The sequence below is a fragment of the Bartonella silvatica genome, assembly GCF_040545155.1.
Taxonomy (GTDB): Bacteria; Pseudomonadota; Alphaproteobacteria; order Rhizobiales; family Rhizobiaceae; genus Bartonella; species Bartonella silvatica.
Map to the genome: position 1 here is coordinate 1 of NZ_JBEPLI010000002.1, position 21,149 is coordinate 21,149.

At 37.7% G+C, this 21,149-nt stretch carries 14 protein-coding genes, 2 tRNA genes and 2 pseudogenes; 12 read left to right on the top strand and 6 right to left on the bottom strand.

All coding sequences use genetic code 11. The features are described from left to right. Window positions 1-61: 61 nt before the first annotated feature. Together ABID23_RS01705 and ABID23_RS01710 are read left to right on the top strand one after the other, a co-directional pair. Complete coding sequence (locus ABID23_RS01705; RefSeq protein ID WP_354188968.1) at window positions 62-283, top strand: hypothetical protein; 222 nt, start codon at window positions 62-64, stop codon at window positions 281-283. 514 nt (window positions 284-797) lie between these two features. Further along, window positions 798-1,178, top strand: a pseudogene (locus tag ABID23_RS01710) (XRE family transcriptional regulator). A gap of 81 nt (window positions 1,179-1,259) precedes the next feature. On the opposite strand, the gene ABID23_RS01715 reads toward ABID23_RS01710, so the two are convergent. Then, window positions 1,260-1,335 (bottom strand) — tRNA-Phe (locus tag ABID23_RS01715). 403 nt (window positions 1,336-1,738) lie between these two features. Between ABID23_RS01715 and ABID23_RS01720 the strand changes: the two genes are divergently transcribed. The 3 genes from ABID23_RS01720 to ABID23_RS01730 all read left to right on the top strand — a co-directional run bounded on the left by ABID23_RS01720 (window position 1,739) and on the right by ABID23_RS01730 (window position 6,227). Continuing rightward, a complete protein-coding gene (locus ABID23_RS01720; RefSeq protein ID WP_354188714.1) occupies window positions 1,739-2,896 on the top strand; it encodes a phosphoserine transaminase in 1,158 nt (385 codons plus the stop codon). A 391-nt stretch (window positions 2,897-3,287) separates the two neighbouring features. After that, the gene (locus ABID23_RS01725; protein ID WP_354188716.1) at window positions 3,288-4,577 is read left to right on the top strand and encodes an adenylosuccinate synthase; all 1,290 of its coding nucleotides are present in this window, start codon (window positions 3,288-3,290) and stop codon (window positions 4,575-4,577) included. Between the two features lie 219 nt (window positions 4,578-4,796). Further along, window positions 4,797-6,227 carry a hypothetical protein gene (locus ABID23_RS01730; RefSeq protein ID WP_354188718.1) on the top strand — a complete coding sequence of 477 codons (1,431 nt, stop codon included), beginning with the start codon at window positions 4,797-4,799 and terminating at the stop codon, window positions 6,225-6,227. A 141-nt stretch (window positions 6,228-6,368) separates the two neighbouring features. Here the strand turns inward: ABID23_RS01730 and rpoH are convergent, their stop codons facing one another. The 3 genes from rpoH to ABID23_RS01745 all read right to left on the bottom strand — a co-directional run bounded on the left by rpoH (window position 6,369) and on the right by ABID23_RS01745 (window position 9,890). Continuing rightward, the gene (rpoH, locus tag ABID23_RS01735) at window positions 6,369-7,277 is read right to left on the bottom strand and encodes an RNA polymerase sigma factor RpoH (RefSeq protein ID WP_354188720.1); all 909 of its coding nucleotides are present in this window, start codon (window positions 7,275-7,277) and stop codon (window positions 6,369-6,371) included. A 146-nt stretch (window positions 7,278-7,423) separates the two neighbouring features. Then, window positions 7,424-8,428 (bottom strand): RluA family pseudouridine synthase, encoded by a 1,005-nt coding sequence (locus ABID23_RS01740; RefSeq protein WP_354188722.1) that lies wholly within the window; start codon window positions 8,426-8,428, stop codon window positions 7,424-7,426. A gap of 31 nt (window positions 8,429-8,459) precedes the next feature. After that, window positions 8,460-9,890, bottom strand: coding sequence for an aldehyde dehydrogenase family protein (locus tag ABID23_RS01745; RefSeq protein WP_354188724.1), 1,431 nt, complete (start codon window positions 9,888-9,890; stop codon window positions 8,460-8,462). A 426-nt stretch (window positions 9,891-10,316) separates the two neighbouring features. Between ABID23_RS01745 and ABID23_RS01750 the strand changes: the two genes are divergently transcribed. Both ABID23_RS01750 and ABID23_RS01755 read left to right on the top strand, forming a co-directional pair. After that, window positions 10,317-12,857 (top strand): DNA translocase FtsK, encoded by a 2,541-nt coding sequence (locus ABID23_RS01750; RefSeq protein ID WP_354188726.1) that lies wholly within the window; start codon window positions 10,317-10,319, stop codon window positions 12,855-12,857. A 183-nt stretch (window positions 12,858-13,040) separates the two neighbouring features. Beyond that, a pseudogene (locus tag ABID23_RS01755) lies at window positions 13,041-15,307 on the top strand (PAS domain-containing sensor histidine kinase). Between the two features lie 2 nt (window positions 15,308-15,309). On the opposite strand, the gene mscL reads toward ABID23_RS01755, so the two are convergent. Further along, window positions 15,310-15,723 (bottom strand): large conductance mechanosensitive channel protein MscL, encoded by a 414-nt coding sequence (mscL, locus tag ABID23_RS01760; protein ID WP_354188728.1) that lies wholly within the window; start codon window positions 15,721-15,723, stop codon window positions 15,310-15,312. 784 nt (window positions 15,724-16,507) lie between these two features. Between mscL and ABID23_RS01765 the strand changes: the two genes are divergently transcribed. The 5 genes from ABID23_RS01765 (at window position 16,508) to ABID23_RS01785 (ending at window position 20,347) form a co-directional block, all read left to right on the top strand. Beyond that, window positions 16,508-17,596: a quinone-dependent dihydroorotate dehydrogenase gene (locus ABID23_RS01765; protein WP_354188730.1), complete on the top strand. Its 1,089-nt coding sequence runs from the start codon at window positions 16,508-16,510 to the stop codon at window positions 17,594-17,596. A gap of 137 nt (window positions 17,597-17,733) precedes the next feature. After that, a tRNA-His gene (locus tag ABID23_RS01770) sits at window positions 17,734-17,810 on the top strand. Window positions 17,811-18,302: 492 nt separating this feature from the next. Further along, window positions 18,303-18,512, top strand: coding sequence for a hypothetical protein (locus ABID23_RS01775; RefSeq protein ID WP_354188732.1), 210 nt, complete (start codon window positions 18,303-18,305; stop codon window positions 18,510-18,512). Window positions 18,513-18,759: 247 nt separating this feature from the next. Continuing rightward, a complete protein-coding gene (locus ABID23_RS01780) occupies window positions 18,760-19,314 on the top strand; it encodes a hypothetical protein (protein ID WP_354188734.1) in 555 nt (184 codons plus the stop codon). A 529-nt stretch (window positions 19,315-19,843) separates the two neighbouring features. After that, window positions 19,844-20,347 (top strand): DUF6622 family protein, encoded by a 504-nt coding sequence (locus tag ABID23_RS01785; protein WP_354188736.1) that lies wholly within the window; start codon window positions 19,844-19,846, stop codon window positions 20,345-20,347. A gap of 631 nt (window positions 20,348-20,978) precedes the next feature. Here the strand turns inward: ABID23_RS01785 and ABID23_RS01790 are convergent. Further along, complete coding sequence (locus ABID23_RS01790) at window positions 20,979-21,131, bottom strand: PDDEXK family nuclease (protein ID WP_354188980.1); 153 nt, start codon at window positions 21,129-21,131, stop codon at window positions 20,979-20,981. Window positions 21,132-21,149 lie beyond the last annotated feature (18 nt).

Below are 21,149 nucleotides of genomic sequence, written 5' to 3' on the forward strand. Positions count from 1 at the left end.
CAAGCGTATCGTATATTTCAGCCGGTACACCAGCTACTATACCAGCCCCAAAGCTTATACCTTGCCCTGTACTAATCGCAGACCACTTCGCAGACGCTTCTGCTTCACAGAACGGCAGCTTCTTCATGAGATGATAGAAACCTACCAAGGGCTAAAGATGATGTCCCGCATAGTGAAATGGTTTACCTTTATTGTCTTTATGTTTGTTATTGATTTTGCCCGCCTTATGGACGCGTTAGAGAGTATTTTCTCATACCTTAAAAAGTGGATAACCAAGAGTTAAGAAAGATCGATGTTTGATATAGTTGAGAGAATTAGATTTCTAAAAACGCATCATAATAGGGATGTAAGCTTAGAATAGGATAGCTTCTTAAAATCAGAAGCGAATCTTCAATGGCAAAAAAATAATGATCTTCTCATAGGAAGTTATCATTATCGTAGAAAAAATAAAGGAATAAATACTGATATCAGTTTTCAGAATAATATTATTGATTTTCATGATGATGATGCGATTGCACAGCGTATTACACTCATGAATTATTATTGTTCCATCATAAAATGTTTAAGCTTCAGTCATTCTGATGATTTTTATTTTAGGATATAAGTTAACGGGTTCAGTTTTCCACTTCATTGATCAAGAACAAAATACCGTAAAATTTTTCATTCTAAAGTTTTTTGTCATTAAAGAAACAGTAAAAAACACCTAGAGAAGAGCTCTTGATTCGCAATATCGCGGAAAAACATAAAAAGATTTGCTAGAATCAGAAGAAATGTTTCTTCTCTAACATGACTTTTATATGGTTACATTCTTTGGTAAAATTTTACGTAAACTTTACATTGATCACTTAGAATGTCTCTTAGATATGGCTAAGAAATTAGATATATCTGTGGCATTTTTATCTTCTGTAGAAGTCGGTAAAAGATCTGCACCAAGTAGGCTTGTAAGATAAGGTTATAGAGCTGTACGGTTTAAATCAAGAGAAGGCTTCTCTATTAAAAAAGAAACCTATGCTTGTCGTAAGAGTTTCACGATCAAATCGCCAGATCCATTTCGCCGTGAAATCATTGGTACGCTTGTTAGAAATTTAGAGAATTTTTCACAGCAAAACTTAGCAGAATTAAAAAACCTTCTTGAGAAAATTTGCAAAAAAGAGGCGTCCTATAGAGGCATGTTGTAAAGCCTTCTTTCTCACTTTTATTCGAGAATCTATCATCTTAAAAAATGTTAACAAAAACAATCTTGGATAGAATAAAAAAAGTGGTGCCCAGACGCGGATTCGAACCACGGACACGCGGATTTTCAGTCCGCTGCTCTACCTACTGAGCTATCTGGGCACATTTCACAAAACACGTGAAATGTGTGCGTTTATAACATTAAAATTTTCTCTGTCCAGTCATCAAAAGGAAAATAATTCATTTTTTTATCATTTTCTCTTCATGATCTCAGCAATTATAATGACAATTTCCATAAAATAAACTTGATAGGTATATCATCATCCGTTAGTGTCATATAATATTATCAAGGTGCTTGTCTTATCGTAGTGGTGATGTAGGGAAGTTATTTAATAATTAAGTGCGTGAAGCATTATTTAAAAGATTTTTTACAAGACTTTCACATATTTAAAACTTACGAAATAAATAGAAAACATTTTTGATTTTTATCTAAATGGACTATTGACATAGTCTTTATAATATTTTTCTTTTCTTTAAAGAAAAACGATAAAAAAGGGGAACAATCATGTTAACAAAACCACGTTATCATCCAAATAATTCTAATTTTTCTTCAGGTCCTTGTAGCAAACGGCCTGGTTGGACTCTTGAAGCTCTGAAAAATGCACTCGTTGGTCGTTCACATCGATCGAAAGAAGCAGAGCTACAACTTGCTGAAATTATTGATTTAACCTGTGAGATTCTTGAAGTTCCTTCTGATTATCGTATTGGAATTATACCAGGTTCAGATACTGGTGCTGTTGAGGCCGCTCTCTGGTCTTTATTAGGTGAGCGTGGCGTTGATATGGCGGCATGGGAAAGTTTCGGATTAGGGTGGAATAAAGATGTTGTCGAGCAATTAAAGCTTTCTGATGTGCGTCGTTTTGAAGCTCCTTATGGTGAAATGCCAGATTTAACACAACTTGATTTTGATCGTGATGTTGTTTTTACTTGGAATGGGACAACTTCTGGTGCGCGTATTCCTAATGCGGATTTTATTCCAGATAAGCGGGCTGGATTGACCATTTGTGATGCAACATCTGCTGCTTTTGCACAATATCTTGACTTTTCAAAATTAGATGTTGTTACTTTTTCATGGCAGAAAGTTTTGGGAGGTGAGGCAGCACATGGTATGGTGATTTTAAGTCCTCGTGCTATCGAGAGGCTTGAGAATCATACTCCAGTTTGGCCTATGCCCCAACTTTTCTGTATGACAAAAAATGGAAAACTGAATGAAGATATTTTTAAAGGAAAAATAATCAATACGCCTTCCATGCTTTGTGTTGCAGATTTTCTTGATGGATTGCGGTGGGCAAAGTCTCTAGGTGGTGCAGCGGCATTAAGAGCACGGGTTGAGAAAAACTTTTCTGTCATTGATGCCTTTGTATGTAGAACGCCATGGTTAGAATATTTGACAAAAGATCCTGAAGTGCGCTCTAATACATCTATTTGTTTGGATATTGTTGATCCAGTGATTACTGCTTTGAGTGTTGAAAAACGAAAATCTTTTATAAAAGCAATTGTGAATCGTCTTGATGAGGAAGGGGTTGCTTATGATATCGGTGCGTATCGTGATGCTCCTCCAGGACTTCGTATTTGGACAGGTATAACAATTGAGGCTTCCGATCTTGAAATTTTAACAGAATGGCTTGAGTGGGCATTTCAGGTTGAAAAAGCGCAGCTGTAAATAGCTATTCGTCGTTTTTATAGTACGGTTTTAAAAAAGAATATGGAAGGTTAGGGTCATTTTCTATATTCTTTTTATTGAGTAAATCATTTTTAAAACGGCATAGATTATAAAAGATTAAGCCCATAGAATATACAATCTATCAGTTATAAAGCAGCAAAAAAAGCCTCACGGTTTTGATCCTTTTGCAGAGAAAGTGGCTGATTAAAAAGGACGGTATGTTAAAATATGGGTACTATTTGCCTTTTATAATCATTAACCTCAGATTTAATTTACCTGAAGATTGAGAAAAAGTTGAAATGAGGAGTCGCGCTCGCTCTAAGGTTTCGTTATAAAGAAGTGTTTATTTTAAAATGATGGTTTTGTTTGCTTAAACACGACGGAGAAAATTATGGCCAGTGTAGTAGTTGTCGGTACACAATGGGGCGATGAGGGTAAAGGTAAAATTGTAGATTGGTTATCTGAGAGAGCTGATATCGTTGTGAGATATCAGGGTGGTCATAATGCAGGCCATACATTGGTTATTGATGGGGTTAGTTATAAATTATCGTTGTTACCGTCTGGCTTGGTTCGTGGGAAGTTATCAATTATTGGTAATGGGGTTGTTGTTGATCCTCATCATTTTGTGGCAGAGTTAAAAAAATTACGTGATCAAGGTGTGAAAATTACACCGGATATTTTGCGTGTTGCTGAAAATGCTCCATTGATTCTTTCATTACATCGTGATCTTGATGCAATCCGTGAAAATGGTTTATCAGGTTTAAAAATTGGCACAACAAAGCGTGGTATTGGTCCAGCTTATGAAGACAAAGTGGGGCGTCGTGCTATTCGTGTGATGGATTTAGCGGAATCTGATACTCTTATGGCTAAGATTGAACGGCTTCTGGGACATCATAATGCTCTGCGTCGCGGTATGGGTGTTGCAGAGATCGATTCTCAAGATCTTTATGATGAGTTAATGCAAGTTGCGGATGAAATTCTGCCCTTTATGGATTGTGTGTGGCGTATTTTAGATGAAGGTTATAAGACAGGAAAGCATATTTTGTTTGAAGGTGCACAAGGTGCTTTATTAGATAATGATTTTGGAACTTATCCTTATGTGACATCATCTAATACAGTTCCTGGGCAGGCATGTACTGGTTCAGGGATGGGAATTGGCTCAATTCATTATGTTTTAGGTATTACAAAAGCTTATACAACACGTGTTGGAGAAGGACCTTTTCCAACAGAACAGATCAACGACATTGGCGAGTTTTTGGGGATCCATGGGAAAGAATTTGGTGTTGTGACGGGGAGAAAACGTCGATGCGGTTGGTTTGATGCAGTCTTGGTACGTCAGATGGTAACGATTTGTGGTGTTCAGGGAATAGCACTGACAAAACTTGATGTTTTAGATGGATTAGAAGAAATTAAAATTTGTGTTGGTTATGAGCTTGATGGTAAAAGAATTGATTATTTGCCGTCTTCTATGGGGGCACAGGCACGTGTGAGACCTATCTATGAAACATTAGAAGGATGGAAAGAAGTAACGGCGCATGTGCTGAATTGGGAAGATTTACCAGTGCAGGCTATAAAATATATACGCTATATTGAAACATTAATAGGCACAAAGGTAGCTTTATTATCCACAAGTCCTGAACGTGACGATACGATTCTTATTACGGATCCTTTTGCAAATTAATTTATTACCCATATTGGTTTTCAGCTTGTCTTTTATATTTTTTACGAAGAGTGCGTGAAGAAAGGTACAGAATAGCATTGTTTATTTTTTTTATTCATTTTAAATTACGACAGTCGTTGTATCAATATAAATGACAATCCATTAAAAGGGCTAAAATAAAGGTTTTTTGGTCTTACGGCTGGGATTTCTTTTCTCAGTTTGAGAAAGATTATAGAGGATATGGTAGATTTCGTTGGAATCTTAAAAAAGGCAATCAATGCGCAAAGTAATATTACACCACAAATGCGTAAGCAGATTTATAAACGAGCTACCGAAACACTAGAACGTCAGTTTATTACAGCAACAGTATCGCAGGAAATGGTGAATGAGCAGAGAAAGAGTCTGCAAAATGCTATTGCAACTGTTGAAGAAGAATATAGAGAATCTGAAAAGCAGTTGCTCTCTTCAGTGATTGGGTGGAAAATTTCAGGCTTCTTTGAAGATGATCAATGTACTCGAGGTTCTATATTGCGACAAGATCGTGCTGTTTCAGAAACAGAAACGGAAGAAAAGCGAGAGGTTGCCAATCGCCCAAAAGATAATAGAACGTTCCATAACCCTCACAGGTCAAGGGTGCCAGATGCAGAGCCTATTAATATGGAAGTTGATTTAAACTCTCAATATGTTGATGATGATACGTTGAAATCTTCTCCTTTAATGGATTCTGTACAGGGAGATAATTCGCATATTGTATCGCATATTTTTTCTCAGGCTGTACGCCGTGCTAATCGCTCATCCATGAAGAAACGTATTGTGATAGGTGCTTCTGTTTTTTCTAGTTTTGTTGTTTTAACTTTTGCTGTTTTTTTTGTTAGCGAATATATATTTATGTCAAATGATTATTCGTTATCAGGGGAAAAGTTTCAAGCCCTTCATGGGGTATCAAAGGGACTTTCAGTTCATAAAAAATTGACACAACGCTTATTAGAAGATGGCAGTGAAATTGATGTAGGACCAGATCAAGCGACGCTTTCCTCAAATGAGCAGGGAGATTCAAAAGTTGTTTCTGGTCATTTTCAATTAATTGAACAGTTGGGTGAAGCTGTCTTTTATCAAGAGCGAACAAATTATGATGCAGAAAAAATGGCAACAGGAAACGCGCATTGGAAGCTGATAAAAGAGCCTTCTCATGTGAAGGGCGCTCCAGAAGAATTAGCTATACAAGGTGATATAACAATTCCAGATGAAGGGTTGTCTTTACGGTTAATTTTACGCCGCAATACCGATGCATCTTTTCCTGCTGCATATATGATGGATCTTATTTTTATTCTTTCGGATAAATTTTCAGGTCAAGCTATAAGCAGTGTTCAAGCGCTAACTTTTAAAGCAAGTGAATATTCCATTGGACAAAGTTTATCAAGGACCGTTGCAGCAAAAATTAGCGATAATTTTTTTCTTATCGCTTTGAGCGGTAATCATCCATTTTTTGACCAAAATTTACAATTGATACGAGAATTAAATTGGGTGCGTTTGATATTAAAGGATAAAAATGGGCGTATAAACGAATTAACTTTTACAAAAGGCCCTCTAGGTGAGTCACTTTTTCATAAAGTGATTGGACAGTGGCTTGCGCAATCAGATAAGAAGACAACACCTAGTGAGACAAAATAAAACACCAATACAAAAAGCCATAGAAAGAACTTTTGTTATCAAAAAAGCTTTTTGAATCGCTTCAAAAATAGAGACTCATCACGTCACTTATTTTTTTCCTTTTCGAAATACATCAATAACAAATTCTATACTTTATGGGTTTTATGCTGAACTTTGAAGGCTTTGTTGCATTTGATTTTGAGATAAAGCAGATTCTTTGATGAAAGCTTGTACTTTTTCAAATGCGCGCATTTCAATTTGTCTTACACGTTCCCGACTAATATGAAATTCATTTGAGAGTTCTTCTAGCGTTAACGGTTCATCGCTTAAACGACGTGCTTTGAATATACGCTTTTCACGCTCATTTAAATTGTTCATAGCATCTATAAGCATGGAACGGCGGTTTTGCAATTCACTCTGTTCAATCAAAACTTGTTCTTGATTGCTGGAGTCATCTACCAACCAATCTTGCCATTCGCTATTTTCTCCCACTTTTGTGCGAAGTGGTACATTGAGCGAAGTATCACCACCAAGCCGGCGGTTCATTGAGATAACTTCATCTTCTGTGACGTTCAATTTTGTAGCAATTTCTTGCACTTGTTTTGCATTAAGATCACCACTGTCAAGCGCTTGAAGCTTACTTTTTAACTTTCGAAGATTAAAAAATAGGCGTTTTTGATTGGCTGTTGTTCCTATTTTTACCAAGCTCCAGGATCGCAAAACATACTCTTGAATAGAGGCTTTGATCCACCATATGGCATAGGTTGCAAGACGAAACCCCCGTTCTGGCTCGAAGCGTTTAACAGCCTGCATAAGTCCAACATTACCTTCTGAGATCACCTCTCCAATGGGCAGACCATAACCGCGATATCCCATGGCGATTTTCGCCACAAGTCGCAAGTGACTCGTCACCAATTTATGCGCAGCTTTTAGATCGTTATGTTCACGGTAACGCTGAGCGAGCATATACTCTTCTTTTGGTTCAAGAATTGGGAAGCGACGCACTTCTTCTAGGTAGCGGTTTAATCCGCCATCACCTGATGTCACTGATAGTAAATTCATATGGGCCATATAGCACCCTCCTTTTGCATGAATTCCCTGATAAGGCAAATTCTGTTTCTAGATATATAAGTATCCTTCCAGACAGATCCTAGCATAATTTTTCATTTTGTTCAAAAGAGATATTTTATTGTGAAATCTTGAAGAGGAGAAAAGTTTCAATTTATTTTTTTGAAATGTTGAATAAGTTCAGCCATATCTTGAGGGAGTGGTGAAGAAAAAGACATAATTTCATTTGTTATGGGATGTTCAAAAGTTAAACGAACCGCATGGAGTGCTTGTCGATTCAATTGATCAATTGAATCCTTAATTGTAGGATTCAGTATGTTTGATTTTGTTTTAAAAGCATTGCCATAAACACTATCCCCTATGAGGGGATGCCCGATATGTGCCATATGAACACGAATTTGATGCGTTCGTCCCGTTTCTAGATGGCATTCTAGAAGGCTTGCAACTGATGTCGTGTTTGCACAAGTTCCATATTTTTCTAACAGAGAAAAATGTGTAACTGCATGGCGAGCATGGGGATGTTGGTGATGGACAACAGCTTGCTTTGTTCGGTTATGGGGAGAGCGGCCAAGGAATGCATCGATTGTCCCGGTATTACGGTCAGGAGTTCCCCAAACTAATGCATGATAGCGTCGATCTAATGCAGTGGTACGCCCATGGTCTAAAAATTGGGCACTCAGTTTTTTATGAGCAAGGTCATTTTTTGCAACAATCATGACGCCGCTTGTATTTTTATCGAGACGGTGAACAATGCCAGGGCGTTTCACACCACCAATACCAGATAAACTATGACCACAGTGATGGATAAGAGCATTCACTAAGGTGCCTGTCCAATTCCCATTGCCGGGATGCACAACCAGACCAGCAGGCTTATTGATTACAATCATATGATCATCTTCAAAGAGAATGTCCAATGCAATGGCTTCTCCGCTAGGTTCAGCATCACGAAGGGCAGGTAGGGTTAATTCGATGTTTTGATTCGGCTTTAGTTTTGTTTTTGGTTCTTTTATAATTTGGCCATCAATTTGAAGATGTCCTTCACGGATGAGGGTTTGCAAACGCGAACGTGACAATACATCATGATATTGTTTAGCAAGCCACTGATCGACTCTTTGTCCGAGAGAACCTTCATCCGTAATTTTGTTTTTTACCATAGAGTTTCTATGAAATATTTAATAAGGCTTTTTACCAGTATGAAATTGCTTTTGTATCAAGGAACTCTTCAATTCCCCAATGACCTCCTTCACGGGCCCGTCCGGAAAATTTCACACCTCCAAAGTAACTTCCATCTGGTAATCCATGACCGTTAACTTCTACCATACCAGACCGTACTTGTGCAGCAACACGGCGAGATTTGTTACGATCCTGCGATTGTATATAATTTGTAAGACCGTATTGGGTATCATTGGCTAAGGCGATGGCTTCATCTTCTGTGTCAAAGGGAATCATAGAGAGAACTGGACCAAAGATTTCTTCTCGGAAGATGCGCATATTCGGTTTTACATCGGCAAAAACCGTTGGCCGTACGTAGTAACCCCGTTCCATTCCCGCAGGTAGCCCCGTTCCACCGGCAACAAGAGTTGCACCTTCATTAATTCCAGACTGGATAAGATCTTGAACTTTGTCGTATTGCTGTTTTGAAACGACGGGACCAATATGGTCTCCTGTTTCATGGCTTGGAGCAACCCTTGTTTTTTCGGCAATCTCTTTGGCGATTTTTATGGCTTTATCATAAATAGCGCGCTCTACAAGCATACGTGTTGGGGCATTACAGCTTTGGCCACTATTATTAAAACAGTGTTTTGCACCACGTTGAACAGCATCAGCATCAGCATCAGCAAAGATGATGTTTGCTCCTTTTCCACCAAGTTCTAGACTGACGCGTTTGAGCGTGCTGCTGGCATTTTTAGAAATATCTTTTCCTGCTCTGGTTGATCCGGTAAAGCTAATCATTTCTAGATCTGGATGAGCAGAAAGGTAAGAACCAACATGAGCACCATCACCATTGATTAAGTTAAAAACACCAGCGGGCAGGGCAGCTTCCTCTAAGATTTCTGCAAAAAGCATAGCAGAGAGAGGCGCAATTTCAGAAGGCTTTAACACCATAGTGCAGCCTGCGAGGAGAGCAGGAATGACCTTGAGGGTTACTTGATTCATGGGCCAATTCCAAGGAGTAATTAATCCCACGACACCAATAGGGTCATAATAGAGAATTGCCTGTTCATTTCCTTCTAACAAAGTCTTTTGGAATGAGAACTCTTTATAAGCTTTTATAAAGTCTCGAATATGAGCCCCCCCAGCTGCGGCTTGCGCACTGAGCGCCATATCAATAGGTGCGCCCATTTCCATTGAAATGGTTTTGGCCATTTCTTTCGAGCGCTTTTCATAGATTTCTGAAATTTTTTCAACAAAGCCAAGACGTTCGCGAGGTGAGGTGGTTTTCCAGCTTTGAAAAGCTTCTTTCGCGGCGTTAATTGCTTTATCGGCATCTTTTTTGCTGGCAATAGTAATGACGGCACAAGCTTCCTCTGTTGAGGGATTAATAACATCTAGATCGTGAGGGGTACTTGGGTCATCCCATAGACCATTGATATAGAATTTCCGCTTATTTAGCATGACTGCCTCCCATTTTTTATATTAAATTATACCCTATTTGAGACCTTTTTTGTGGAAATGACAAGGACAATCTTATTAAAAGTAAAAAAATAGATAAGTTCATTTCGATGAGGCATGAAAAGTTGAACGGATATTCCCTTGTGCTCACTCTAGTGTATTTTATTACGCGTTATTTATATAAAATGCGGGAGGAAAAAGAAGCACTTTTATGATAGATTTTTTAAAAGTGGAATACAGTCAGATGATATCAGCAATTTTGCAGTTCATTCAACTTATGGAGAAAATCATACATAAAAATGAATGATTGCATTCTTTTTTTATTAAAAACGAATGGTCAGCAAAAGGTTATTAACCTTCATACTATAATTTCTATGCATTCTTTTTGAAGAAGTAACCGTTCTCGTTGCTATAGACTTGTTGGGTATCATGCATCATTCGAAAACAAAATCCATTGCTCCCTCTTCTTTTTATGATGAGAGTACACAAAAGACACCAGAAGATAATTCATCTGCGAAGATCGCAGAGATATTTCCTTATCCGGAAGTTTGGAAAAAGGCTTTCGCTCTTGGGAAAAATGTGCGCTTTACGCGAACACCTGAAGTTGAAATTTTACGCCGTCGCATAGAAACAGACCCAGTTTTTGCACAGCAGTTTAAAGCTTTTACGAAGAAAGAACAGAAGAATTCCAAAAATGTCGTACATTACGGTAAGAATACAACAAATTTTTCTCCAACAAAAAAGGTCATTAGTCCGCAATCGATAGAAAATAAAGCATCAGTTTGTCATGCAACGGTTTTGGAACAACTATCGCGGCAAGTAGGGCATCATCTGCTTGAAAAGGAGACAAGAAAGCGTGAATTACAAATAGAACATAGAGTGCAAAAAACAAAGCCTGTTTTTTATCTGTCTGATGATGCATTTTTCGAATGTGGGTCCTTTATGTTAGCACAGGTCGATGCTCAAACTTTAGAAGAGAATGTGACGTTAATTGACGACACGAGCGGTGAGGCTGCGCCAGATATTCATTCTGTCTTGGATGCATCAATTACCGCTCTGTACCGCGTTCTTGAATATCGATTTCCAAAACTTTACGATTCCATTACATCAGAAACTCCCATAGATAATGGCGTTGCAAATGTTGAGAAAACTTCTCATTTAATACATGAAAAGAGGGATACGCTTAAAAAGATTGAGAACGGTTATTCTGAAATTGCCGTTAAAGTTCCTGCTGATGAGCTAAGCGATGGAGAGGTGGCTATAGAAACCAAAAATGTTAGCGATAGTGCTGATTGTATAAAAAAAAGTAGTGTAAAGAATACAGATGAATTGCCTATGACAACATTAAAAGGCAAAATGTCATTATCTCCTCCTATGCAATCAAGAGGTGGTGATTTTACTTTTATGTCAAATATGCCGTCTTTTGAAGGGAATTATGAATTCCCTCCAATTGATCTATTGCAGGAGCCGGTTTTTCATGAAGATGCTATGATTTCGCAGGAAACATTGGAGCATGGGGCTGGACTTTTAGAGAATGTTTTGGAAGATTTTGGCATCAAGGGTGAAATTATCCATGTTCATCCAGGACCAGTCGTTACAATGTATGAATTTGAACCTGCTGCTGGGGTAAAGTCATCGCGTGTGATTAATCTTTCTGATGATATTGCGCGTTCTATGTCGGCTATTTCTACGCGTGTTGCTGTGATTCCTGGGCGTAATGTTATTGGGATTGAGTTGCCAAATGCAGTTCGTGAAACTGTCTATTTAAGAGAGCTTATTCAAACAAGCTCTTTTCGTGAAAGTCAATTTAAACTTGCTCTTGCTTTGGGGAAAGGCATTAATGGTGAGCCTATCATTGAAGAATTAACGAAAATGCCGCATTTATTGGTGGCGGGAACAACAGGGTCGGGAAAATCGGTTGCAATTAATACTATGATTTTATCACTCCTTTATCGAATGACACCACAGCAGTGCCGTTTGATCATGGTTGATCCTAAAATGCTAGAACTTTCTATTTATGACGGTATCCCACATCTTTTAACACCTGTTGTGACGGATCCCAAAAAAGCAGTGACAGCTTTAAAATGGGCAGTTCGTGAAATGGAAGAGCGTTACCGCAAAATGGCAAAGTTAGGTGTCCGTAATATTGATGGTTTTAATGCACGTGTTGCCCTTGCAGCACAAAAAGGCGAAACGATCATGTGTACGGTACAGTCAGGTTTTGATAAGGAAAGTGGTGAAATGCTTTATCATGAAGAAGCAATGGACCTCACACAGCTTCCTTATATTGTTGTGATTGTTGATGAGATGGCTGATCTGATGATGGTGGCAGGGAAAGAAATTGAAAATGCTATCCAGCGTTTAGCGCAGATGGCACGTGCAGCAGGTATTCATCTTATTATGGCAACACAGCGTCCTTCTGTTGATGTTATCACTGGTACGATTAAAGCCAATTTTCCTACGCGTATTTCTTTTCAGGTAACATCAAAAATAGACAGTCGTACAATTTTGGGAGAACAAGGTGCTGAAACTCTTTTAGGGCAGGGGGATATGCTGCATATGGCAGGCGGGGGACGTATTGTACGCGTTCATGGACCTTTTGTTTCTGACGAAGAAGTTGAAGCCATTGTTGCGCATCTTAAAATGCAAGGAAAGCCTGACTATTTAGCAACGGTAACAGATAATGAAGATGATAACGAAGATGGCAAAACTAAGAATTCAGTGACGGGCGTTTCTACGGAAGATAATTGTGATGATGATGGTGAGAAACTTTATAAGCAAGCTGTAAAGATTGTTATACGTGATAAAAAATGTTCAACATCTTATATTCAGCGACGGCTTTCAATAGGCTATAATAAGGCAGCTTCTCTTGTGGAGCGTATGGAAGAAGAAGGCATTGTTGGTGCTGCTAACCATGTTGGGAAGCGTGAAATTCTCGTTAATAAATACAATAATAAGCAAGAAAATTAAAAAATGTATGATCTTAAAAAGGTCGTATGGTTATTATTCCCATAATTGCTTGTGATACAAAATTTAGTATATCACATGCTTGTTTTTTGACTATGGAATATTAAATGGGGAGTCACAAAATAAAAGAGATGCTTTAAGGCTGTTGATATGTACAATGTGGAATAACACAAAGAAGGGTTGGGGATGTCTTTGACATTTTTAGATTATCTAGAATGTAAAGAAATTAAACAAGCCTTCATACGCGGAAAGATAGCTTTTGTTCTTTCCTCTGATTGTAGTAAAATTCTTTGGTCAAATGGTGCAGCGGCGTATTTTTTTGGTTGTGCTTCTGTTGCTGATATAATGAAAGAGCAGCCTTTTTTGGATCAAGAGGTGCATCATAAGATATTAAATGGTGCACAATGTGCAAATGCTGTTGTGTTAGATGGTATAAAGCGTTGCACTGAATTTTCTGTTGTTGGTGTTGATATTGCGGATTTAGGGAAGGTATTTTTGCTGGAATCTTTTCTGGGAGAAGAGACCTCTCTTATTGATGGCTTGGATAATAAAGCGATGTCAGTTGCAATCATTGATGAGCATGGCACAGTGCTGGAGGTTTCCTCTCATTTTTCTTTTGTTGAGGAAGCTGTCAAAACTCTACTAAAGACCATTGATGATGAGACGTCCATCAAAACCATTTTATCTATAGCAGGGGTTCGTACACAAGTGGGCATTATTCGCTTAAAAATAAATCCGAAAAGTTTTTTGCTTTTATATGCGCCCTTAAAATCGGATGCGTTGCAGAGCAACCAAAAAGCGTTTCACTTTAAATCAGCGCTTTTGCTGCGAGGTTTTATTTGGAAAATGGATAAAAATGGTCGTTTTTTGGATGTTTAAAAGGAGTTAGGTGAAGTTGTTGGTCCTCTCTCTTCTTCTATTTTAGGATCTGACTTTTATGAATTGGCAAATAGATTTAATGATGAACGTTATCAAATTCTAAGCAGTTTTATTTCTGATGTTTTACCTTGGAGCAAACAGACTGTTCAATGGCCTATTGATGATTGTTCAGAGTGTCTAGATGTTGAATTGTCTGCTGTGCCAATTTTTGATATGAAACAGCGTGTTAAAGAATTTCGTGGTTTTGGTGTTTTGAAGATACAAGAAACAGGACAACAGAAAAAAATGAAAGTTCGGCTACAAAAACAATGAGTCTTTCGGAAGTAGAGCGTTCAGCTTTTCGTGAGATTGCAGAACGATTGCGTGGAGAGTTGCACGCATCTGTAGGGTATGAGCAGTTGGGTGAAGAAACAGAAGTTCAGTTGTCAAGTACAAAGGCGTTGTCAGCCAATGCTATTGAAGAGACTCTTATAAAAGAACCAGCAGTGGTTTTATCATTGTTAAATACAGCGGTTGATGGTGTTTTTTGGTTAGACGGACAAGGTTTAATTCAATCAGTTAGCAGGAGTATTTTAAGATTAACTGGCTATGAAATTAATGAGTTATTAGCACAACCATTATCATCATTCTTTACTTTGCAAAGCCGTGCGTTGATGGAAAAATATTTTGAGTTAATTCGTGGGAAGGGAGAAAATCCGGTTTTTGATTATGGTGAGACATTTGATTTAGTGACGAAAAGCCATAAAAATATAACGGTTTCTATGACGATTGTTCATTTGGCACAACAGGAGAGTTATGCTGTTATGTTGCACAATAGAACAGCAGCAGTTTTGCCCACAGATAAAAAAGTAGAAGAAAATAAAACAGTCAAAATTGTTCATGAAATGCGAACACCCTTAAATGCTCTCATTGGTTTTGCGGAAATTATGAGAGATGGCCGTTTGGGTCCGATAGACAATGAGCGTTATCGTGGATATTTACACGATATTGTCTCATCTGGAAAACATATATTATCGTTGGTTAATCAGTTATTAGAGCGTTCAAAAGAAAATTACTTTGATTCAAATAATCATATTGATCCATATGAGACATGTGATGTGATAGCTTCTTTGCGTGCGAGTATGGCGTTTCTTGAAACACAGGCTCATGATCATGGCATTATGATGCGCATTGTTGTTCCAGATCATGTGCCATTTATCCGTATATCGCAGCAGATATTTCGGCAAATTATATGGAACCTTCTTTCCAATGCTATCCGTTTTACACCGTCGGGTGGACAAATTATTGTTCATGTTTCCTATGGAAAAAAAGAACGCATAAAGATTTCAGTTAGTGATAACGGTATAGGAATGAGCGATGAAGAGATTATAAAAGCACTCCAACCCTATGGTCAAATTCAGCGCAAAGATGGACGATCTGGTGATGGTGCTTTTGTGGGAACTGGTTTAGGACTCCCTATGTGTAAAGCCATGGTAGAAGAAAATGGTGGGCAGTTTTTGTTATTGTCAAAGCCCAACCATGGAACAACAGTGGAAATGCTTTTTCCTGTGTTCCATGGGGGTGATCACATATAAATTTATTTTTTCTTCGCTAAAAGATCTCTGATTTCTGTTAAAAGCTCTTCTTCAAGAGACATCTTTTGAATGCTTTTCTCTTCTTCTTGTTTTCGACGCAGCTTATTCATAGCTTTAACAAAGAGGAAAAGAATCCAAGCAATAATAAGAAAATTGATAAGTAGTGTTATGAAATTGCCGTAGCTAATGGTTGCTCCAGCCGCTTTAGCTGCACTCAATGTTGCTTGTTTTTCACCAGCAAGCTGAATAAACATATTGGAAAAGTCTATCCCCCCTGTAATGAGTCCAATAATTGGCATAAAAATATCATTGACAACTGAATTAACCAAACCACCAAAAGCTCCCCCTATAATCACACCGATAGCGAGGTCAATCATATTCCCTTTTAGGGCAAATTCTTTGAATTCTTTAAGCATTACGTTTTCCCCTTTGTTTATACGATAGTAATATTTAATTACCGCTTTTTATGAAAAAGAAAAGAGCGGTTTTTCTTTTCTTATAGATTTTGCCAATATTAAAATTTTCTCTGCATATGATGGTATGTTAAGTAGTCTTATGAAGGGATCTGCTTAACTTAATATGAGACCTATTTCGTGGTGTTTTGAGGAAAATAAAGCTTTATTTTTTGCTTTTAATGATAAAGTCGTTACTAAACTTTTATAATGACATGTTGAAAAGAGAAAGTTATTTTGCAGGGGCTTCGTGTTTTTTAGAAATCACAAATTGGCGACATCATTATATTTTTAACGCATAGTGTTGCGATAATTTCTATATTGAGACGATCTATAAAGGTATTTTTACTTCTTTTTAGAATCATTTATTCACACACCAATTGAATTTGTGATGTGAAAGGGAATGGTTTGAAGGGATACATTGTGAACAAGGGATAAAATTAAGAAAATCTTCATTTAGTGTTTGAACTCGATATGTAAAAGGATCACTATAAATCAATATATTTCTTTATGTTTTTAAGCTGTTTTCAATTTCTCATGTTTTAACGTTTTCAAAAAGCGATAAAGTTTTTGCGAATATAAAAAGTCTCTTTTTTCTCAATAGGCGTAAATTTTAAATGGCGATGATATGGTAAACCATTCTTTAGGGGGACGAATTTAAATGGTATATTATCTTTATTGATGATCTTTTCGGTAAAGAGATTTACATGAAATACAGTGGGGCAATTTTATATTTGGAGAAGGATTGATGAGTTTTTTTCGTTGTATTGGTCGCTCTGCTTTATTTATGTTGGATCCAGAACATGCGCATCGCTTAGCAATTATGGGATTGAGAAGTGGATTGAGCGATTATCGAAGAGTCATCGATAAGCGTTTGTGTGTCAATGTTGCAGGGCTTGAGTTTGAAAACTTTATCGGTCTTGCTGCGGGTTTTGATAAGAATGCAGAGGTTGTTGATGCTACTTTTCGTTTAGGGTTTGGTTTTACTGAAATTGGTACGGTGACGCCAAAACCTCAATTGGGAAATCCTAAGCCACGTCTTTTTCGCTTAAAAGAAGATGAAGCAATTATTAATAGAATGGGGTTTAATAATGATGGACATCAGGTTGTTTATGACCGACTTCGCGGATATAAAAAACTGGGTATTGTCGGAATCAATATTGGCGCCAATAAGGATACAGTCAATAAAATTGATGACTATCTTGCTGGTATTGCTTATTTTTATGATATAGCTAATTATTTTACAGTTAATATTTCTTCTCCGAATACACCAGGCTTACGTGATTTACAGGCCCGTGATCGTTTACGTATTTTGATGAATGCGATTTCACAAAAGCGTAACGCACAAAAGGAAAGACATGGGTTTTCCATTCCTATCTTTCTAAAAATTGCACCTGATTTATCGGAAAAGGAATTGGATGATATCGCTGAGGAAATGCTCCTTTCTGATTTTGATGGTCTCATTGTTTCTAATACCACCCTTTCACGTCAAGGTCTTAGAAACAATTTACATAGTGGTGAGACGGGAGGGCTTTCTGGACAGCCACTTTTTAAACGTTCAACAATTGTACTGGCAAAAATGCGTCAAAAACTGGGTAAAGAGATTGCAATTATTGGTGTTGGTGGCATAAAAGATGCTCAAACAGCTTTGGAAAAGGTTAAAGCTGGTGCTGACTTGATTCAACTATATAGTGGGATGGTTTATGAGGGACCAGACCTTGCAACCACTATTTTGAAAGAAATTTTGCAGTTTATACAACAAGATGGTATCGATACGATCAAAGCTTATCGTGATCATCGTGTTGAATATTGGGCAAAATGTGCGCTTGCGTTGTGACAAAATGATTTTTTTCTGATAAAAATTATGAGATTTACGGAAAGGGGCTTGCAAACTCTTTTGATCTTCCTTATGTCACACAAATAGAAAATAACTCTTTACAAAATGGTAAGCAGTTATGATACATTTGGTTTTATGCGGTTGTAGCTCAGCTGGTTAGAGCGCTGGTTTGTGGCACCAGAGGTCGTAGGTTCAAATCCCACCAACCGTACCATTTAGCTTATTACAACTTTCTAATTCTTATTTAGTGCGATTTTTGCTGTGGTTAAAAGCTGCAGTTATCGGCCTTTTCTGCGTTTGAGCCGTCACAGAGCAAAGACCTTGCGCGGGTGACTTTCTGCGTTTTTTGCCAAAAATGGCCAATTTGTCTAAAAGAACGGAGACTTTGTTGCAGAAGATCTCGGCTCATTTTCTCCTTTGTTTTCAATCTGTTATAAAAATAGCACTTTCTGAAGCTCGAATGCACCTCATGGGGTGCAGACAAGATACGAACTGACGAACTTCATTGAGAAGACACTATAAGTCACATTTAACCCCTTGTTTATTATGCATAAACTTGCCATTATGGCAGAATATAGCATCTTATATTTATTCTAGCGTAGGAGAACGTCGATATGATGATTATAGCGGATGAGAAGAAGATAGAGGGCTTGAGCCAAAGCCCACAAGAGCAAGACATAGATAAGTTAAAAGCTGCCTTTCCGCAATGTTTTCGGGAGGGCAAGCTGGATATAGATCAGCTTTTAAACCTATGCGTCTCTTCAGTTCGCTTGCACGATTTATTTCGGACAATACAGGACCGCAACCCAATGTCGATTTTCTAATTGCAAGCATCAGGCTGCTCCTGAGCTGGGTTGTTGGCTTTTTTCGTTTGTCGTATGCCGATACTTCTCGCGCACTCTCAAGTGCGGTTTAGCTCTCATTCCTTCGGTTTATCATCAAAGGATTTAAGAGAAAAATATAAAAAGGTCCTCCAATCACGGCTATAAAGCATCGCACCGAGCCAAATTTCTTAGGTATATGTTCAGAGTATCACCTTAACCGCACCGATGGGTGCTTGCGGACAAAGCGATATTTCTCACTGGGATTGAGCCCATAACTATTTGAAACAGGGCTTGTGACTCGAAGCCTAGCATCAGTTTTCAGTTCGATTCGCCACCGTGGTGGCTAAAAACTCGGATTTCACTTATCGCTACCTCCCTGTTATGGTTGAACAGTTTTTCTCTACCACCCATTTTGATAGCGATCGGTTACGCGTTGAAGGACATATTGAACACATTCATGAGGCCTCCCGTATTCACTGTAAGTCCAGCCCGTACGACAATGGCAGGGACGTTATTGCGCAGGCAATCATCATTGTCAGTAAGGTCTGCTTCCCTGGCGTGTGTTCTGGGAAAGCCGCTCTTCCATTACTAGGCGATTTATGTAAGATTTCCTCCGTAACTGAAGATTCTTGTACTTTTTGCTTTAATGCGCAACACCCGCTTTTTGAGGAACATTTCCCTGTCCTTGTCGTATGTCCTGGTTCACTATTGATTGCGATAATTCTGGTTTTGTCCACGCAGGGTAGGGCGAGAAATATTGCATTTGTTGTGCTGAAAAAAGTAAAGTTCATTGAAGCATTTTATCTGGGAGATACCTATCAGTTGACCATTAAACAGGATACAGAGTGTGAACCAAGTGGCGTTTTTTATATTCATATGGAAACTAAAAAATGAAGCACTTGCGGTAAGTTTTCTATCAAATATAAAAAGGAGAATGCACCATGTTTAACATAATAATCTCTTTTATTCCGTGGAGTATTTACTCCTAGGTTATCAATGGAAACGTTTTCACTCTCGTCGAATGCTCTCCTATCTTAACTTTGATTTTATTGTCTTGTTTGTTCATTATTTCGCTGGATGGTCTACACTTTTACTGAACTACCCCACAGTTTTTTGCTATCTGTCACTTGCTCTGGTTTCATGGATTAGCTTGCTGGTAAAGAAACCCTTTACCATTTTTTATGCCAGTGCTGGTGTTTCTGAAGAAAAACGCAAACATATCCTCTTTTATCTCATCAATAAATATATTATATGTATTTGGGTAATCATCTTTTTTGCCAATGGTTTTCTCGTGGTTTTTTTTACATGCCCCCCCAGATTTGGTTGGTCACTATGGGTTTAATTTGTGCTGGTATTCTTTTTTCTAAATATCTTCCTAACATCATGCAATATTTTTATTGCATCAAACATCATGGAGCATAATATGTCATTGTTTAACATTCTGACTGGAACCCCTTTATGGGCCTGGATTTTGCTTATTTTTCTCATTGCGAGGGGAATAATCGCATTGAAAGATAGGGAAACGAAGGTTTACCGCCTTTTTCTCTTGCCGTTAGTCTTTCTTTTTTTGGGAGCAAGCGATGTGATTAAAGAGCTGGCCTTCCCGCGCTGGGGAGCAATCGCAATGTTGGCAGGGCTGATGATCGGCTTTGGCGTTGGCTGGTTGCTCTGGCGTGCCAGTCCGCGTTTAAAAATCAAAGAGGGAACGGATTTCATTATTCTGCCTGGTACGCTGTTGACGCTGACATTTATTCTTATCGCTTTTGTCATCAAATTCACATTGATTGTTTTTCTCAAGGTTGTACCTGATTTGAAATATGCATCTGATTTTAACCTTCTTTTTGGTCTTTTAAGTGGATTCACTGGTGGTGTGTTTTGGGGCGGCACATTAAATTTATATATAACATTTCGAAAGAATCCAACTTAATCCCTATACTATTAGCTGTGGGAACTTCCCATCAGAACTATCTCAATAGATAGCTTATTCTAAGCACAAATCAGTATAATATAAAAAACACAATAAAGTCAATAAGTTGTATGCAATTATTTTATATGAATCCACTTAAGAATCCACACTTTTATACGTGATTCATTTGACTATTTTTTATAGAAGATTGCCATGTATGAATAGACCATAAAAAGCAAATCATGATGTAAACATTATAACGCATGTAAACGTTCAAATGAAATGAAAAGCAGTTATCATTCATAACAGTTCATAAATTTTATGATACGTTTTTATCACAGCAGAAATCGCATTGTTTTAAAATTTAGTCGTTTGAAATTATCGATAACATAAATCGCATACGTTTAAAGATCACATTTTGTTTTAAAGATTGGATTGTTAATCACATGATAAAAACATAAAATTACAGTTCTCAAAATTGAGAAGCGTAAAATCTGAAAATGCTATAATATTTTATTTAGAGGGTAGTCATTTAAAACTGTCATAAGCTTATAGATTTAATTTATAAAGATTGCATGAAACGATTAAGGACAAGATCGCTTTTAAAACGCTTTCTAAAAATTTAGAAAATGATAGAGAGGTATGTTATGTCTTACTTTTGAAGAGGGGCTTTCGTCAAATAAACCATGACAAGGTTTTCAAACATGGTCCCTAATTCACGGGGTGATTTTGCTTGTTGACGATAATATTTCAATAGAGAGCGTAAAGTGACATGTTCATTATCAGAATAAAGAGGGTGAGACATAAAGGATAAACTCCATGA

Excerpts from the sequence above, each read along its gene's own strand:
- ABID23_RS01725 (WP_354188716.1), top strand. The coding sequence starts at position 3,288 with ATGGCCAGTGTAGTAGTTGTCGGTACACAATGGGGCGATGAGGGTAAA.
- ABID23_RS01750 (WP_354188726.1), top strand. The coding sequence starts at position 10,317 with ATGCATCATTCGAAAACAAAATCCATTGCTCCCTCTTCTTTTTATGAT.
- ABID23_RS01790 (WP_354188980.1), bottom strand. The coding sequence starts at position 21,131 with ATGTCTCACCCTCTTTATTCTGATAATGAACATGTCACTTTACGCTCT.
- mscL (WP_354188728.1), bottom strand. The coding sequence starts at position 15,723 with ATGCTTAAAGAATTCAAAGAATTTGCCCTAAAAGGGAATATGATTGAC.
- rpoH (WP_354188720.1), bottom strand. The coding sequence starts at position 7,277 with ATGGCCCATATGAATTTACTATCAGTGACATCAGGTGATGGCGGATTA.
- ABID23_RS01745 (WP_354188724.1), bottom strand. The coding sequence starts at position 9,890 with ATGCTAAATAAGCGGAAATTCTATATCAATGGTCTATGGGATGACCCA.
- ABID23_RS01720 (WP_354188714.1), top strand. The coding sequence starts at position 1,739 with ATGTTAACAAAACCACGTTATCATCCAAATAATTCTAATTTTTCTTCA.
- ABID23_RS01765 (WP_354188730.1), top strand. The coding sequence starts at position 16,508 with ATGAGTTTTTTTCGTTGTATTGGTCGCTCTGCTTTATTTATGTTGGAT.
- ABID23_RS01785 (WP_354188736.1), top strand. The coding sequence starts at position 19,844 with ATGTCATTGTTTAACATTCTGACTGGAACCCCTTTATGGGCCTGGATT.
- ABID23_RS01775 (WP_354188732.1), top strand. The coding sequence starts at position 18,303 with ATGTTTTCGGGAGGGCAAGCTGGATATAGATCAGCTTTTAAACCTATG.
- ABID23_RS01740 (WP_354188722.1), bottom strand. The coding sequence starts at position 8,428 with ATGGTAAAAAACAAAATTACGGATGAAGGTTCTCTCGGACAAAGAGTC.
- ABID23_RS01730 (WP_354188718.1), top strand. The coding sequence starts at position 4,797 with ATGGTAGATTTCGTTGGAATCTTAAAAAAGGCAATCAATGCGCAAAGT.